Source organism: Pseudomonas sp. LBUM1678 (assembly GCF_059695575.1).
The window spans coordinates 1,687,120-1,702,090 of record NZ_CP166775.1; the positions used below are offsets into that span (position 1 = coordinate 1,687,120).

The window sequence follows — 14,971 nt, forward strand, 5'->3', positions numbered from 1 at the left end:
AGCTATCCTCTTGTTCTAATCGAAAGGGACGTCTTGAATGTCGGACCTGGATCCAATATCGCATTGGCTACGCCGGACGTTTTGGTGGCAATGGAGCCTAGAACGGCACGCGACCCAGAATCATGTCGCGGTACATGACAAAGTCGCCGAGCAGGCTATAAAGAGGATGCTGAAACGTGGCGGGGCGGTTCTTCTCAAAGAAAAAATGCCCGATCCAGGCGAAGCTGTAACCCGCCAGCGGCAAGGCCAACAACATCAACCAGGCGCCTTTGCCGATGGTCAGCGCCAGGATGAAGATGACCAGGCTGGTACCGACAAAATGCAATCGTCGACAGGTGCTGTTGCTGTGTTCACTGAGGTAATACGGGTAAAACTCAGCGAAACTGTTGAAACGTCTGATGTTTTCCACGACTGCGATCTCTGTGCTTGTTGTTCTGATTGCAAGATGTTCGGCGGGTAGCTTATTTGAGTCTAGAGTGATCATTGGCATCAGCCAGTGACAATAGGCGCCACTTTAGTATCCTTCGCAAATTTGCCGCGGTAGACGGCTCACAATTAGTAAGTAGACGCCATGAGCGAACGAACGACTTCTGCAAGCTGGGCGATGGGGATTGTCAAGGCACTGGAGATGGACGGCCTGGATTGCCGGGTTCTGTTCAAGCAGCTGGGGCTCGACTACGCGTCACTGGACGATCCGGATGCGCGCTTTCCGCAAGATTCCATGACACGACTGTGGCAGCAAGCGGTCGAGCTGTCCGGCAACCCGGCGATCGGCCTGAACATGGGCAAGGTGGTGCGACCGGCCTCCTTCCATGTGGCTGGCTACGCCCTGATGTCCAGCCAGACCCTGGCCGAAGGCTTTCAACGACTGGTGCGTTATCAGCGGATCATTGCCGAAAGTGCTGACCTGAGTTTCCGACTGCTGGATGAAGGTTATGCACTGATTCTGACGGTGCATGGCGATCACTTGCCGCCGACCCGACAAAGTGCTGAAGCGTCGCTGGCCTGTGCGCTGGCGCTGTGCGGCTGGTTGACCGGTCGCACCCTGCAACCGCGCAAAGTGCTGATTCAGGGCGATCAGCCCGCCGATCTCGAACCCTATAAACACGCCTTCCATGCGCCGTTGGTGTTCAACGCGCCTTATGACGCCCTGATCTTCGAGCGCGCCGACATGGAGGCGCCGCTGCCGACGGCCAACGAGGCGATGGCGCTGTTGCATGACCGGTTTGCCGGCGAATACCTGGCGCGGTTTTCCGAGAGCCGCGTGACCCACAAGGCGCGGCAGGTGCTGTGCCGTTTGCTGCCCCAAGGCGAACCCAAGCGCGATACGGTGGCGCAGACGCTGCACTTGTCGCAGCGCACCTTACAGCGACGCTTGCAGGAAGAAGGCACGAGTTTTCAAACGTTGCTGGACGACACGCGACGTGAGCTGGCCGAGCAATACCTGGCGCAGCCCAGCATGACCTTGCTGGAGATTGCCTACCTGTTGGGCTTCGCTGATCCGAGCAACTTCTTCCGCGCCTTCAGGCGCTGGTTCGACTCGACGCCCGGCGAGTACCGGGCGCGGTTGATAGAAACGCCTGCAGTTGTCAGTGCCGCCAGAAAGCAGGAATACACAGAACAAACACCGTAATGATCTCCAGTCGGCCCAACAGCATGCCGAACGAGAGAATCCACTTGGCGGCGTCCGGCAGGGTAGCGAAGTTGCCCGCCGGGCCGATGGTCTCGCCCAACCCCGGACCGACGCCGGACACGGTGCTGGCGGCGCCAGTCAGGGCGGTCATCCAGTCCACGCCAAGCAGCGACAACAACAACGCAATCACGCAGATGGTGATGGCGAAGAAGAACGAAAAGGTCAGGATCGAGCGCACGATCTCTTCGTCGAGACGGTGGCCGTTGTACTTCTGCTTGATCACTGCACGCGGGTGAATCAATTGGTTAAGGTTGGCCTTGAGCAGGATATAGGCAACCTGGAACCGGAAAATCTTGATCCCGCCAGCCGTCGAACCCGAACACCCCCCGACAAACCCCAGGTAGAAGAACAGCATCAGCGAGAAATTTCCCCACAGGCTGTAGTCCCCTAGCGCAAAACCGGTGGTTGTCACCACCGACGTCACGTTCAGCGCCACATGCCGCAACGCATCGAGCCAATGCAGCTGGGTGGTCCACCAGTACCAAGTGCCGAGCACCAGCCAGGTCACCAGCAACATGCCGAGCAAACCTTGAACCTGCTGATCCTTGATAAGGGCCCTGCGGTTACCGCGCAAGGTCGCTACATACAGGGTGAACGGCAGGGCACCAAGAATCATGATGACGATCGCCACCCAATGCACTGCAGGCTCCGGCCACTTGGCCAGAGACTGGTCGGACGTTGAAAAACCACCGGTGGAGATCGCCGACATCGCGTGGTTGATTGCATCGAACAGGCTCATCCCGGCCCACCAGAATGCCAGGCTGCCGAAAATGGTGATGCCGACGTAGGCCGCAACGATCAAACGCGCCACCATGTGCGAACGGGGCATGACTTTTTCAGAACGGTCCGACGACTCGGTCTGAAACAGCCGCATGCCACCGATGCGCAGCAGTGGCAGAATCGCTACCGCCATGCCGATAAAGCCAATACCGCCGATCCAGTGCAGCAATGAACGCCACATCAGGATGCCGGGGGACATGGTGTCCAGGCCGGTGAGCACCGTCGCCCCGGTGGCGGTGATGCCGGACATGCTTTCGAAGAACGAGTCGGTGTAGCTGATGTGCTGGGTCAGCAGAAACGGCAGCGCGGCGAAAATGCACACCACCAGCCAGCTGCTGACGGTCAGCAGGTACATGTCCCGCGGACGCAGGTGAACGTGTTCCGGGCGACCGGGGATGACCAGCGCGAGGCCGGCGACAAAGGTGATCATGCTCGCCCAGAGGAACGACGGCAGATCGCCCGTGCGCTCGAAAATCACCAGCGTGGCCATGGGCACGACCATGGCGATGGCCAGCGTGATCAGGAAGAGGCCGATGATGAAACCAATAGTCCGTAAAGTCGGCAACGCCATGAAGTCCGCTCTGGCTGAAAGTAGGAAGGGCGCCATTCTACCTGCGGGGCAGGGCATGTAAACCGGCATACCTGTGGCACTTGCAGCTAGAATAGCCGGACAAATTTTCCAGGAGGTGGCCGATGCAGGCTCTCGACGCTTTGCTCAACCGTGTTTCCGTTCCACGACTGCTCGAACCGGCCCCCACCGCAGCGCAGCGCGAAGTGCTGTTTTCTGCCGCAATGCGTGCGCCGGACCACGGCCACTTGCAGCCTTGGCGCTTCCTGACAGTCGAAGGTGCAGCACGCGAGCAAATGGGCGAGTTGCTGGCCGAAGCGGCGAAGCTGCAAGACAGCGAAGTGTCGGAAGCAGCGCTGGACAAGGCGCGTAACGGTCCACTGCGCGCGCCGCTGGTGGTTGTGGTGATCGCGCGGTTGCAGGACCACGTCAAATACCCGAAATCCGAGCAATTGCTGGCGGCGGGGTGTGCGGCTCACGGGATTCTGCTGGCCGCTTACGCGCAAGGCATTGGCGCGGTGTGGCGCACCGGTGAACTGGCCTATTCGGCGCATGTGGCCAAGGGGTTGGGGTTGGCGGAAGGGGAGGAGGTGATTGCGTTTCTTTACCTGGGCACGCCGCAGAAAGAACCGCGCGTGGCGGAGAAGGTTGACCTGGCCGAATTCGTCAGCGCCTGGCCCTCCAAACCTTAAGATCAAATGCTTCGCGGGCAAGCCTCGCTCCTACAGGGTTATGCGTCGTGCCACCTGATCGGCATAAAACCTGTAGGAGCGAGGCTTGCCCGCGAAGCTTTTAAGGCTGGACGACGGCGCCCGGTACCAGCGGTAATTCCAGGCTGGCGATGAACCCGCCCTGCGGGTGATTGGCTAACACCAGGCTCCCGCCATGCCGTTCTGCCGCGCGCCGCGCAATGGCCAGTCCCAAGCCATGCCCCGCAGCCGTCTGCCCTGGCGCCCGATAGAACGGCTCACCCAACTGAGTCAAATGCTCGGCGTCGACACCGGGCCCATGGTCCCTGACGCTGACCACAATCCGCTCACCCTGACGCACCGCCTGCATTTCAATCGACTGCCCCTGCGGGTTGAACCGCTGCGCATTGCGCAGCAGATTGTCGACGGCACGCTCGATCATCGTCGGCCAGCCTTTGAGGTTCAGCTGCGGTTCTGCGTCGAGGTGGACGGTCTGCTCCGGTGAACCCAATTGCGCATCTTTTTGCAGCGTATTGAGCAACGCATTCAGATCCACGTCTTCAGCGCTGGCGTTGTCGGCATCGACCCGCGCCAATACCAGGATTTCGCTGATCAAGGCTTCCAGTCGATCGCATTCACGGGTCAAGCGTGGCGCGAGTTTTTCCCGTTCTTCGGGAGTGGCACGTTCGGCCAGTGCCAAGGCAATGCGCAACCGGGCCAGCGGTGAGCGCAGTTCATGGGACACGTCGCGCAGCAATTGCCGCTGGCTGCCGATCAGACTTTGCAGACGCGCGCCCATGCGGTTGAAATCGTTGGCCAACACACCAAATTCGTCGCGACGGTTGGCCAGTTTCACCAGGCTGTTCTGCTGATAGGTGGTTTGCCCAAGGTCATGCACCGCGCCGCGCAAGCGGTTCAGCGGTCGGGTGATGGACAAGGTCACGAACAGGCTGAACAGGGTCAGCACCACCAGCGCAATGCCCAGCGCGCTCAACGGCCAGAGCAGGCTTTCACGGTGCCAGGAGTCCAGTTCCGGGTGCGGAATACGGTAGATCAGCAGATAGGTGTCGCCGGTTTTTGCGCTGGTGTATTCATCGGTCAGACGCCGCCACGGCAGGCGGCGGTCATCGTTGTTCTGCCGAGCTTCGAAGGCCGCCGCACGCCGGGGGAAGGTGCCGCGTACCACCGGGTCGCCGCTTTCGTTGAGCACCTGAACGTCGATGTGATACTGGCGCTTACGCTGCTCCAGAATGTCCTGGGCCGCTTCCTCGCCCTGGGCTTCGTAGGTTTGCGTCCACTGTTCGGCCAGAGTGTTGAGGCCCGGGTGGCGACTGAGAATCCACGCGTCCTGGTTGAGCATGTGCCCCAACAGAATGGACAGCCCTGCAACCAGAGCGATGGCCAGCCAGAAGCTGGCCAGGATACGCCAGAACAATGAGCGCACAGAAAATCCTCGAACAAACACAAATCCAATGTATTGAATTCAGTGGCAAAAAACCCGACGGGGTTAGCCGTCGGGTCCGGGGTTAACGCATTATTGCGCTTTTTGCGGTTGTTGCGCTTTCCACGCCTTGAACTCGGCCCATTCGGCGCGGCGCTCAGCCTTCTTCTTCTGGATCTCGTCGAATTTCTTCTGTTGATCCGGTTTCAGCAGGCCACGCACATCGGCTTCAGCTTTTTTGTGGTTGGCGGCCATTTCGTCTTTCATGGCTTTCTGGTCGGCCGGCGAGAGTTTCTCCAGGTACTTCTCGACCACTTGCTTACGCTCGTGCATCTGCTCGCCCATGATTTTGCGGATTTGCTCGCGCTGTTCGCGGCTCAGGTCCAGCTGGCTGTACGGGCCTTTACCGTGCATGCCGTGCATCTGACCGCCGTGGCGCGAGCCGTCCATCGGGCCTCCCATCGGGCCGGCACCTTCAGGCATGGCCATGGCAACGGTCGGCAGGGCGGCAGCGAACATCAGAGCGATAAGAGTCTTGCGCATGGTGAATCTCCTTGTCTCGTTCCCGGTACGTTCCGGATGAGTTCAGATTACGGAGATCAAGGTCAGCGGCGGTCAGCGAAGCGTAAAGCTTGGGTAAAGAGGCGTTCTGGCCAACCTGACAAATGCAGCCGTCAAAACACCGGACCTGTAGCAGCTGTCGAGCCCCGGCGAGGCTGCGTTCGGCGGCGAAGCCGTCGTAATCAGGCGATGCGGTTTTCCAGGTAACCCGCGTACTCAGGTTTTACGACTGCTTCGCCGCCGAACGCAGCCTCGCCAGGGCTCGACAGCTGCTACGAGGGATCGTGTTTGGTTTCAGAGGCTGTAGTAGTAACCGCGGCTACGCAGGGCAACGATACGCGGGCGGCCGTCGGGGTGCGGGCCGATTTTTTTGCGCAGGTTGCTGACGTGCATGTCCAGGCTGCGGTCGTACAGGGTCAGCTTGCGGCCGAGGGCGATTTGCGCCAGTTCCTGTTTGTCCAGCGGCTCGCCGGGTTGCTTGAGCAGGGCTTCAAGCAGACGGCTTTCGGAGACGGTGAGGGTGAATTCCTGTTCGTCGATACTGACCACGCCGCGCACCGGGCTGAAGCACAGGTCGCCCAGTTCAAGCTGACTGGACACCGCCGCCGGATGACTGCGGCGCAATACGGCGCGCAGACGGGCTGTCAGTTCCCGTGGGTCGCACGGCTTGGCCAGGTAGTCGTCGGCGCCGAGTTCCAGGCCGAGGATGCGGTCCAGCGGTTCGCCACGCGCAGAAAGCATCAGCACCGGCAGGTCCGGATGGTCACTGCGCAATTGCTTGAGCAGTTCCAGACCGCTGCCGTCCGGCAGCATCACGTCCAGCACCACGGCGGCGGGGGAGGTTTCGGCCAGCGCACGGCGAGCACTCTGGCCGTCGTGACAGGCACGGACCTGAAAGCCTTCCTGGCTCAGCCAACTGCTCAGGAGCTCGCACAGCTCCTGGTCATCATCAATTAATAACAGCTCGCTCATCACTCACTCAATTTAGCCATTGCCGACGTTTTCTGGTGGCACCACTGGCGAAGATACCGCAGAGGAGGGCCAATAGCGCAACTCCGCCACCGATGACGAACCATTGCTGCTGATCAGTCAGCAAGCGTGGCAGCGGGTTGCTGGCCTGGGCTTCCTTGAGTTGCAGCTTGAGGCGCTGATTCTCTTGGCGCAACCGGCTCAGCTGAGCGCTTTCGCGTTCGCTATCGGTATTTTGCAGTTGTTTGCTCAGTTCTTCTCTTTGCAGCTCACTTGCCTTCAAGCGTTGCTGCAACTCGGTGATCTGGCTGCCGGCGCTCAGCGACAGCGGCGTCGAACTGCCGCCCTCGGCACTTTCTTCACCGTGGGCAGGGGCCACCATCGACAACGTCACCAACATCAGACACAACGGACCTTTGCGCATCGCCACTCCTGATTCCAATACGAGTATTGGGCAGGTTGTCGGCCGCTGAACGAGAATAATGAGCGTTGAGAGCGTGATGAACCGACAAGGTTCACCGCGCAAAGGAGTTTTACGGCAGTACTTGCTTGAACGGCTTGACCGAAACGTTGGCGTAGACACCTGCGGCGATGTACGGATCGGCATCGGCCCAGGCCTGGGCGGCGCTCAGGGAATCGAACTCGGCGACGATCAGGCTGCCGGTGAAACCCGCCGCGCCCGGATCATTGCTGTCGACCGCCGGGTGCGGGCCGGCCAACACGATACGGCCTTCGCCCTTGAGCACTTGCAGGCGCTCAAGGTGGGCAGGCCGTGCGGCCAGGCGGGCTTCCAGGGAGTTGGCGACGTCTGTGGCAATGATTGCGTAAAGCATGTCAGTCCTCGGTTTTTGGCGTGGTGGTATCGGCGTCGTGCAGGTGGCGGGACAGGTAAATGCCCTGGGCGACCAGGAACAGCAGCGTCATGCCCAGGCTGCCGAAGACTTTGAAGTCGACCCAGTAACTCTGGAACGTGAACGCGACGAACAGGTTGGCGGCACCGCAAAACAGGAAAAAGCCGATCCAGGCGATGTTCAGGCGCGTCCAGACCTGATCCGGCAGGGTCAATGCGTGGCCCATGATGCGCTTGATCAGCAGTTGATCACCGATGAAGTGGCTGCCAATGAACGCGAGGGCGAACAGCCAGTTGACCACCGGCGCTTTCCACTTCAGGAAGGTCTCGCTGTGGAACGCCAGGGTCAGGCTACCGAAGACCAGGCAGGCGATGAGGGTCAGCCACTGGCTCTTCTCCAGCTTGCGCTGCTTGATGAACAGCGCGCCGTAAACCACCAGGGAACTGATGATCAGCATCGCGGTGGCGCTGTAAATACCGCCTACAGTCAGTTGATGACCGCCGATGTCGACGACCCGTGGATCAATTTTGAAAACGATGAAAAACAGCAGGAGCGGGATGAAATCGATGAATTGTTTCACAGTGGCAGCCAGAAGCAGGATGTGGCGGCATAATAACAAACATATGGGCGCGCGATAGCGCCAGCTGATTTGAGGTAACACATCCCCGTGAATGTCGATTTGCACTGCCATAGCACCGCCTCCGATGGCGCTCTCGCGCCTGCAGTTCTGGTTGCGCGTGCGTTCGAGAAAGGCGTGCGAGTCCTGGCCTTGACCGATCACGACACCCTCGAGGGCCTCGATGAAGCCCGCAGTGCCGCGACGGCACTCGGGATGCAACTGGTCAATGGCGTCGAATTGTCCTGCACCTGGGGCGGCGCGACCATTCATGTGCTCGGCTACGGATTTGATGTCAATGCTGCACCGTTGGTCGAGGCAATCGCCAAATTGCACGATGGCCGCTGGTTACGGTCCGAAGAAATAAGCCGCAAGCTGGCGTTGAAAGGCATGCCGGGAGCGCTCGAAGGTGCCCGGGCGATCCAGCAGGAGCTGGGCGACAGCGGCAATGCGCCGGCCCGTCCGCACTTCGCCGACTGGATGGTGCGTGAAGGTTTCGTAAAGGATCGCGCCGAAGCGTTCCGTAAATGGCTGGGCGCCGGCAAGCTGGGCGACGTCAAACAGCACTGGCCGACCCTGGAAGACACGGTCGAAACCCTTCGCGCCGCGAAGGCCTGGGTCAGCCTGGCACATCCGTGGCACTACGATTTCACTCGCAGCAAGCGTCGCCGCCTGATTTCTGACTATATTCAAGCCGGGGGCCACGCCATTGAAGTGGTCAATGGCCATCAGCCCGCCGAGCAAGTGGGCAGCCTGGCGATTCTTGCCCGCGAATTCGGTCTGCTGGTCAGCGCCGGCAGTGATTTTCATGGCCCTGGAGGCTGGTCCGAGATCGGCGAATACCGCCCGCTTCCGGAGGATCTGCCACCACTGTGGTGTCGATTCAAACATGACCCAATTATTGCCGTCGTCTGAACAGGTAGAGAATGTGAGTCAATTTTTCCAGATTCATCCGGAAAACCCGCAAGCGCGCCTGATCAAACAGGCTGTCGAGATCATCCGCAAAGGCGGGGTGGTGATTTATCCCACAGACTCGTCCTACGCCATTGGTTGCCAGATCGGCGACAAGGTTGCCGTGGAACGCGTACGCCGTTTGCGCGGACTGGATGACAAGCATAACTTCGCCCTGATTTGCAGCGACCTCTCGCAACTGGGGCTGTTCGCCAAGATCGACACCGGCACCTTCCGCCTGCTCAAAGCGCACTTGCCGGGGCCTTACACCTTCATTCTCAACGCCACCCGCGAAGTCCCGCGGCTGTTGTTGCACCCGAAAAAACGCACTATCGGGCTGCGAGTGCCGAGCCATCCGATTGCCCTGGCGCTGCTGGAAGAACTCGGCGAGCCATTGATGAGCGTGACCCTGATCATGCCCGGCGACACCGACCCGATGAGCGATCCTTACGAAATGCGCCAGTTGCTTGAGCATCAGGTCGACCTGATCATCGACGGCGGTTTCGGCGGGATCAAGGCGTCCACCGTGATTAACCTCGCCGACGGCGAACCGGAAGTGATCCGCGTTGGTTGCGGCGACCCTGCGCCGTTCATGGCCGAGGCGTAGATGTCTGCAGTAGAACCCGTTGTCGACAGTCAGGCCGGAGCCCAGCAAGAGCTGCCCTTCGCCATGGTCTATGGCCAGGCGGTCATGGAAATGCCGCTGGACCTGTACATCCCGCCCGATGCGCTCGAGGTTTTTCTCGAAGCCTTCGAAGGCCCCCTCGACTTGCTGCTGTACCTGATCCGTAAACAGAACATCAACATCCTCGACATCCCCGTGGCGGAAATCACTCGCCAGTACATGGGTTATGTCGAGTTGATGCAGTCGGTGCGCCTGGAGCTGGCCGCCGAGTACCTGGTGATGGCCGCGATGCTGGCCGAGATCAAATCGCGGATGCTGCTGCCGCGTGCCGAGACCATCGAAGACGAAGAAGACGACCCGCGCGCCGAACTGATCCGTCGCTTGCAGGAGTACGAACGCTTCAAGGCCGCGGCTGAAGGCATCGATGGCCTGAGCCGCGTAGGCCGCGACGTGGTGGTGCCCAAGCTCGACGCCCCGGAAGCCAGGGCGCGCAAGCTGTTGCCGGACGTGAGCCTGGAAGAGTTGCTGATGTCCATGGCCGAAGTCTTGCGCCGTGGCGACATGTTCGAAAGCCACCAGGTCAGCCGTGAGGCGCTGTCCACCCGGGAACGCATGAGCGATGTGCTGGAACGGCTCAAGGGCGGCGGTTTCGTGCCCTTTGTCGAGCTGTTCACCGCTGAAGAGGGACGTCTGGGGGTGGTGGTGACCTTTATGGCGATCCTCGAACTGGTCAAGGAATCTTTGGTCGAGCTGGTGCAGAATGAGCCGTTCGCGGCGATCCACGTGCGAGCCCGAGCCGAATAACGAGTTGAATCATGAACCTGACTGAACCCCGCGAGCTGGCGCCACTGCTTGAAGCTTTTCTGTTGGCCTCGGGAAAACCGCAATCGCTTGAACGCCTGTTCGAACTCTTCGAAGAGGGCGAGCGGCCGGAGCCGCCAGTCTTCAAGAAAGCCCTGACGATTCTCGCCAAGTCCTGCGACGGTCGCGCCTTCGAACTGAAGGAAGTGGCCTCCGGGTATCGCTTGCAGATCCGCGAAAAGTTCTCGCCGTGGGTAGGCCGTTTGTGGGAAGAACGTCCGCAGCGGTACTCCCGCGCCATGCTCGAAACCATGGCCCTGATCGCCTATCGCCAGCCGATCACCCGGGGCGAGATCGAAGACGTGCGAGGTGTGGCGGTCAACACGCACATCGTCAAAACCTTGCTGGAGCGCGAGTGGATCCGCATCGTCGGTTACCGCGATGTGCCCGGCAAACCGGCGATGTTCGCCACCACCAAAGCGTTTCTCGATCACTTCAACCTGAAGAACCTCGACGATTTGCCACCCCTGGCAGAACTGCGAGAGATGGAGCCTGACCCGGTACTCGACTTCGACGACGCACCGGTTCCGGCCAGCCTGCAAGAACTGGCGGACGCCAGCGCCGAGCCGGAAGAGCCCAAGGAAGAAACCAGTTTCCATACGCTGTTGCTGGAACTGGACACCATGGAGGAGGGGATCAAGACCGACTTTGATGACATCTTGCGCGATAGTGCTGTGGTGGAATCCGAAGAGGTGCTGGATCAGCCGGAACCCGGCATCGAAGTTGAACTTCACGTTGAGCCCGAAGCCACAGTCGAAGAAGAGCCGGAAGAAGAGCTTGAAGACGACGTGCTCGGTGTTGCCGAGGCACGCGAGAAACTCCTCGCCGCTGTCGCCGCTCTTGAACAACACAAGCCCGAGCCCGAATTGAGCGACGAAGAAGCCGAAGCCCGGGCCCTCGCCGAAGCGATCGAGGCCGAACGCCGCGAATTCGACGACTGACCCAAATCCCGTAGGCAAAGAAGGCCCCCCTGTGGGAGCTAGCCTGCTAGCGATGAGGGAGTGTCAGGCAACAATGATGTCGACTGAAACTCCCTCATCGCTAGCAGGCTAGCTCCCACAGGGGTTTTGTGTTGACTGGAGTATTTGATGAGCTCAACCAAAGACCCGTGCATCAGCGTTTGCAAATTCACCGACGACATCTGCCTCGGCTGCGGTCGCAGCAAGCGTGAGATCAAGGCCTGGAAGAAACTCGACAAGACTGACAAGCGCTCCGTTCTCGCCGAATCCTCGCTGCGGTTGATCAAACTCGGCGGTGCCGTTCGGCGTAAAAGCAAATAAGCAGGCAATCATCAGCTAGTCTCTGGATGCGCAAACGCTCCCATGAGCGTATGATTCGCGACCCTTCGGCGATCCCCTCGCCAAGTACAGGTTTTACATCGCTTCAGGACGCTCAATTCAGGGCCGCCTGAACAGACCACACCGGGAGGTGCCCAGATGAGTATCAACGACCAGAAAGACGACCAGGAAATCGGCCCAGCAGGCGAAAAACTGCAGAAAGTCCTCGCCCGTATCGGCGTCGGCTCGCGCCGTGACGTGGAAGCCTGGATCAGCCACGGCCGCATCAAGGTCAACGGCAAAGACGCCACCCTCGGGCAGCGCGTCGACATGCACGACGCCATCACCATTGATGGCAAGGTGATCAAGCGCGAAGAGGCCGCCGAGTCGGTCCGCCGCGTGATCATGTACAACAAGCCGGACGGCGAAATCTGCACGCGCCTTGATCCGGAAGGCCGTCCGACTGTTTTCGACAAGATGCCGCGCCCGAAAGAAGGTCGCTGGATCAACATCGGTCGTCTGGACATCAACACCACCGGCCTGCTGATGTTCACCACCGACGGTGAGCTGGCCAACCGCCTGATGCACCCGTCCTACGAGATGGACCGTGAATACGCGGTTCGTGTGCGTGGTGAAGTCGATGACGAGATGATCGAACGTCTGAAAGCAGGCGTCGTCCTCGAAGACGGCCCGGCCAAGTTCACCGACATCAAGCAAGCCCCAGGTGGCGAAGGTTTCAACCACTGGTACCACTGCGTGGTGATGGAAGGTCGCAACCGCGAAGTTCGTCGTCTGTGGGAATCCCAGGGCCTGGTGGTCAGCCGTCTGAAGCGCGTGCGTTTTGGTCCGGTGTTCCTTAACTCCGACTTGCCGATGGGTCGCTGGCGCGAAATGAGCCAGTACGAAGTCGACATTCTGAGTGCTGAAGTCGGCCTGACGCCTGTGGCCATGCCGCAGATGAACGCCAAGAGCAAAGACAAGCTCGACCGCATGCAGCGTAAATCGTCGCGTCCGATGGGCAAGACCGAGCGCGTGCGTTCGTTGCGTCCAGCCATCGGCAACCAGACCGCTGCTACTCCACGTGATACTCGTGAACCGCATATCGAAGGCGAGCGTCCAGCCCGCAAACCTGCAGCACCTCGTGCTGACGGCGAGCGCGGTCCACGCACGCCGCGTCCGGCCAACGGTCGCACCGAGCGCGGCGAAGGCCGCGGTGCGCCAAGCGGCGGTCGTAGCGATCGCGGTGCTCCAGCCGGTCGTGGCGAGTCTCGTGGTGAGTCGGGTCGCGGTACGCCAGTGGCAGACCGTCCTTCCGACACCAAGCGCCCGGCCAAGGCACCGGCGAAGAAACGCCCAGGCATCGTTCTGGTTAACAAGGACGCGCCATCGGGCAAGCGTCGCGGCGCGCCAGCCGGTTCGGGCCAGCGTCCGGGCTTTGGTCGTCGCAAGCCTGAGTAATCGGTAAGCGCCGCATAAAAAACGCCAACCTTCGGGTTGGCGTTTTTTTTTTTGGTCTGTCCTTAAATGATGGGGTGCTGCTACTGGCCTCATCGCGAGCAGGCTCGCTCCCACATTAGATCGCATTCTTTCCTGAGAACTCGGTCCACTGTGGGAGCGAGCCTGCTCGCGATGAGGTCAGTAGCGGCATCGCCAACTTTGTGGCTAAAACACAAACCGCCCATCAAACACAGGCTCATCATCCAGCGCCAACACGCCACTGGAGAAGATCAGGTCCAGATGATGGCTGCCCTTGGCCCCACCACCCAACCCCAAATGCAGCCCGCAATGGCGCTCCTCAAACCCGGCATTGCGCGCATACAACGCTTTCACGCCTTCGTTGGTGCCAATCCCCAACTCCTCAATGCGCCGATTCGACGGATTGGCCTCCAGGTACTTGTTGAAGTCATGTTCCAACCCCGGCACATCCGTGGCGATCTTGCGGATGGTCGAGTTCTCGATCCACAACTCCAGCGGCGAATCCAGCACCCCGTACTTGCGGGCAAATGGAATGGTGCTGAGGAAAGTCCCCATGAACTTCACCTGGCCGTTTATCGCTTCGCTGTGCGTCGCAATTTCACCGGGCGCCAGGTCAAAGTTGCCGACACCGTTGATGTCGGTCCACTTCTTGATGCTATGCATCGGCGTTTCGAACCACGAGCCGTGATCATCTTTGAAACTTAACGTGGTGGCGTGAGACATGCGCTGGATCAAGTGGCTGTTCAGCCCAGCAATCCGCTGCGGGGTAACACTGAAAGTGTCGTAGAAGTAATCGCCGTAATCCTTGAACAGCAGCGACTTCTTCCAGTTCTCGGCCATCACGCCTTGCAGCGCGCGGACAAACTCCGGGCCGTCGGGGCGAGGATTGGGCAAGGTGGAAGAGTCGTAGAAGAAAATGTACAGATCGCTGTCGGCAATCGCCTGGGCCAGCCTTTCGGTCGGTTCGAGGTCCAGGCGCATGGCGCTGAAATGGAAGGACAGACTGTCACCGGCCTGTTCGGCGATGGCGCCGGTCAGTGCCTCGTAATCAGCCGTGTGGCCGAGCAAAACCTTCGCCGGGTTGATGCCGGCAAGGGCAGGGTGGTGTTCGAGGTAGTAAAGGAAATGCGAAATGGCGCGTTGCTTATCCATGTAGTCCTCCCTGACAAACCGAGAAAAAGTGGCAGGCACAACCGGCCGGATCATGCCTGCCGAGGTGTCTTACAACGGCCACATCGCCGTGCCGAACGGAACGACCGCATCGGCTTGCATCATTTCAACGGCGGCTTCATGGGTCGGTGCTTCAAACCAATCGTCCAGTTGCAGTTCAGTTTCCAAGTCTTTTTCAAGTGCTTGCATTGTGAATCTCCTAGATGACTTTTTCGGTAAGTGCAGCGGCGTGTTTTTCAGTCATTGAATAACCCGCCAACTTGCCGGTCGATGCGTCTCGGCAAGTCGCTGAAAACCTAGTCCAGAGATTTTTAAATTGCAAAAAAATAATCAAATTAGATTTAATTGAACTTTTTATTCTGTTTTTTAGCGAGGCTTTTATCGATAAAAAACAAAAAACTAACTTGACCTTTTCCTTAGGAAGCTTCCTACCGTCAATTTGC

At 59.6% G+C, this 14,971-nt stretch carries 18 protein-coding genes; 8 read left to right on the forward strand and 10 right to left on the reverse strand.

The window, feature by feature from the left end:
• Positions 1-97: 97 nt before the first annotated feature.
• Complete coding sequence (locus ACA070_RS07575; protein ID WP_131062531.1) at positions 98-409, reverse strand: Mpo1-like protein; 312 nt, start codon at positions 407-409, stop codon at positions 98-100.
• 162 nt (positions 410-571) lie between these two features.
• Between ACA070_RS07575 and ACA070_RS07580 the strand changes: the two genes are divergently transcribed.
• Positions 572-1,633 (forward strand): AraC family transcriptional regulator, encoded by a 1,062-nt coding sequence (locus ACA070_RS07580; RefSeq protein WP_497450654.1) that lies wholly within the window; start codon positions 572-574, stop codon positions 1,631-1,633.
• Here ACA070_RS07580 and ACA070_RS07585 read toward each other — a convergent pair.
• The gene (locus ACA070_RS07585) at positions 1,590-3,044 is read right to left on the reverse strand and encodes a TrkH family potassium uptake protein (RefSeq protein WP_497450655.1); all 1,455 of its coding nucleotides are present in this window, start codon (positions 3,042-3,044) and stop codon (positions 1,590-1,592) included. The genes ACA070_RS07580 and ACA070_RS07585 overlap by 44 nt on opposite strands.
• 122 nt (positions 3,045-3,166) lie before the next feature.
• Here ACA070_RS07585 and ACA070_RS07590 point away from each other — a divergent pair, with 122 nt between their 5' ends.
• Positions 3,167-3,733, forward strand: coding sequence for an NAD(P)H nitroreductase (locus ACA070_RS07590; RefSeq protein ID WP_461957750.1), 567 nt, complete (start codon positions 3,167-3,169; stop codon positions 3,731-3,733).
• A gap of 100 nt (positions 3,734-3,833) precedes the next feature.
• On the opposite strand, the gene ACA070_RS07595 is transcribed toward ACA070_RS07590, so the two are convergent.
• From ACA070_RS07595 to ACA070_RS07620, 6 genes are all read right to left on the reverse strand, one after another.
• Positions 3,834-5,174 (reverse strand): sensor histidine kinase, encoded by a 1,341-nt coding sequence (locus tag ACA070_RS07595; protein ID WP_497450656.1) that lies wholly within the window; start codon positions 5,172-5,174, stop codon positions 3,834-3,836.
• 90 nt (positions 5,175-5,264) lie between these two features.
• The gene (locus ACA070_RS07600) at positions 5,265-5,714 is read right to left on the reverse strand and encodes a Spy/CpxP family protein refolding chaperone (RefSeq protein WP_131062526.1); all 450 of its coding nucleotides are present in this window, start codon (positions 5,712-5,714) and stop codon (positions 5,265-5,267) included.
• Positions 5,715-6,026: 312 nt separating this feature from the next.
• Positions 6,027-6,704: a response regulator transcription factor gene (locus ACA070_RS07605; RefSeq protein WP_027922300.1), complete on the reverse strand. Its 678-nt coding sequence runs from the start codon at positions 6,702-6,704 to the stop codon at positions 6,027-6,029.
• Between the two features lie 7 nt (positions 6,705-6,711).
• A complete protein-coding gene (locus ACA070_RS07610) occupies positions 6,712-7,125 on the reverse strand; it encodes an SH3 domain-containing protein (protein ID WP_497450657.1) in 414 nt (137 codons plus the stop codon).
• A 109-nt stretch (positions 7,126-7,234) separates the two neighbouring features.
• Positions 7,235-7,534, reverse strand: a complete 300-nt coding sequence (locus ACA070_RS07615; RefSeq protein ID WP_008156126.1) for a YciI family protein — start codon at positions 7,532-7,534, stop codon at positions 7,235-7,237.
• Position 7,535: 1 nt separating this feature from the next.
• A complete protein-coding gene (locus tag ACA070_RS07620) occupies positions 7,536-8,132 on the reverse strand; it encodes a septation protein A (RefSeq protein ID WP_462026127.1) in 597 nt (198 codons plus the stop codon).
• Positions 8,133-8,219: 87 nt separating this feature from the next.
• On the opposite strand from ACA070_RS07620, the gene ACA070_RS07625 reads away from it, so the two are divergent.
• The 6 genes from ACA070_RS07625 (at position 8,220) to rluB (ending at position 13,340) form a co-directional block, all read left to right on the forward strand.
• Complete coding sequence (locus tag ACA070_RS07625; protein ID WP_497450658.1) at positions 8,220-9,083, forward strand: PHP domain-containing protein; 864 nt, start codon at positions 8,220-8,222, stop codon at positions 9,081-9,083.
• Positions 9,084-9,096: 13 nt separating this feature from the next.
• Positions 9,097-9,726, forward strand: coding sequence for an L-threonylcarbamoyladenylate synthase (locus tag ACA070_RS07630; protein ID WP_461988484.1), 630 nt, complete (start codon positions 9,097-9,099; stop codon positions 9,724-9,726).
• Positions 9,727-10,548, forward strand: coding sequence for a segregation and condensation protein A (locus ACA070_RS07635; RefSeq protein ID WP_017337140.1), 822 nt, complete (start codon positions 9,727-9,729; stop codon positions 10,546-10,548).
• An 11-nt stretch (positions 10,549-10,559) separates the two neighbouring features.
• The gene (gene scpB / locus ACA070_RS07640; RefSeq protein WP_497450659.1) at positions 10,560-11,546 is read left to right on the forward strand and encodes an SMC-Scp complex subunit ScpB; all 987 of its coding nucleotides are present in this window, start codon (positions 10,560-10,562) and stop codon (positions 11,544-11,546) included.
• A gap of 147 nt (positions 11,547-11,693) precedes the next feature.
• Complete coding sequence (locus tag ACA070_RS07645) at positions 11,694-11,885, forward strand: DUF1289 domain-containing protein (protein ID WP_497450660.1); 192 nt, start codon at positions 11,694-11,696, stop codon at positions 11,883-11,885.
• Between the two features lie 156 nt (positions 11,886-12,041).
• Positions 12,042-13,340: a 23S rRNA pseudouridine(2605) synthase RluB gene (rluB, locus tag ACA070_RS07650; RefSeq protein WP_497450661.1), complete on the forward strand. Its 1,299-nt coding sequence runs from the start codon at positions 12,042-12,044 to the stop codon at positions 13,338-13,340.
• Positions 13,341-13,544: 204 nt separating this feature from the next.
• On the opposite strand, the gene ACA070_RS07655 is transcribed toward rluB, so the two are convergent.
• Complete coding sequence (locus ACA070_RS07655) at positions 13,545-14,510, reverse strand: leucyl aminopeptidase (RefSeq protein ID WP_497450662.1); 966 nt, start codon at positions 14,508-14,510, stop codon at positions 13,545-13,547.
• A gap of 69 nt (positions 14,511-14,579) precedes the next feature.
• The gene (locus ACA070_RS07660) at positions 14,580-14,717 is read right to left on the reverse strand and encodes a hypothetical protein (RefSeq protein WP_010461921.1); all 138 of its coding nucleotides are present in this window, start codon (positions 14,715-14,717) and stop codon (positions 14,580-14,582) included.
• Positions 14,718-14,971: the final 254 nt, after the last annotated feature.

Bases quoted from the DNA above. Each gene is read 5' to 3' on its own strand.
- ACA070_RS07605 (WP_027922300.1), bottom strand. From the start codon at position 6,704: ATGAGCGAGCTGTTATTAATTGATGATGACCAGGAGCTGTGCGAGCTC.
- ACA070_RS07590 (WP_461957750.1), top strand. From the start codon at position 3,167: ATGCAGGCTCTCGACGCTTTGCTCAACCGTGTTTCCGTTCCACGACTG.
- ACA070_RS07610 (WP_497450657.1), bottom strand. From the start codon at position 7,125: ATGCGCAAAGGTCCGTTGTGTCTGATGTTGGTGACGTTGTCGATGGTG.
- ACA070_RS07615 (WP_008156126.1), bottom strand. From the start codon at position 7,534: ATGCTTTACGCAATCATTGCCACAGACGTCGCCAACTCCCTGGAAGCC.
- ACA070_RS07580 (WP_497450654.1), top strand. From the start codon at position 572: ATGAGCGAACGAACGACTTCTGCAAGCTGGGCGATGGGGATTGTCAAG.
- ACA070_RS07635 (WP_017337140.1), top strand. From the start codon at position 9,727: ATGTCTGCAGTAGAACCCGTTGTCGACAGTCAGGCCGGAGCCCAGCAA.
- ACA070_RS07585 (WP_497450655.1), bottom strand. From the start codon at position 3,044: ATGGCGTTGCCGACTTTACGGACTATTGGTTTCATCATCGGCCTCTTC.
- ACA070_RS07660 (WP_010461921.1), bottom strand. From the start codon at position 14,717: ATGCAAGCACTTGAAAAAGACTTGGAAACTGAACTGCAACTGGACGAT.
- scpB (WP_497450659.1), top strand. From the start codon at position 10,560: ATGAACCTGACTGAACCCCGCGAGCTGGCGCCACTGCTTGAAGCTTTT.
- ACA070_RS07655 (WP_497450662.1), bottom strand. From the start codon at position 14,510: ATGGATAAGCAACGCGCCATTTCGCATTTCCTTTACTACCTCGAACAC.
- ACA070_RS07645 (WP_497450660.1), top strand. From the start codon at position 11,694: ATGAGCTCAACCAAAGACCCGTGCATCAGCGTTTGCAAATTCACCGAC.
- rluB (WP_497450661.1), top strand. From the start codon at position 12,042: ATGAGTATCAACGACCAGAAAGACGACCAGGAAATCGGCCCAGCAGGC.
- ACA070_RS07600 (WP_131062526.1), bottom strand. From the start codon at position 5,714: ATGCGCAAGACTCTTATCGCTCTGATGTTCGCTGCCGCCCTGCCGACC.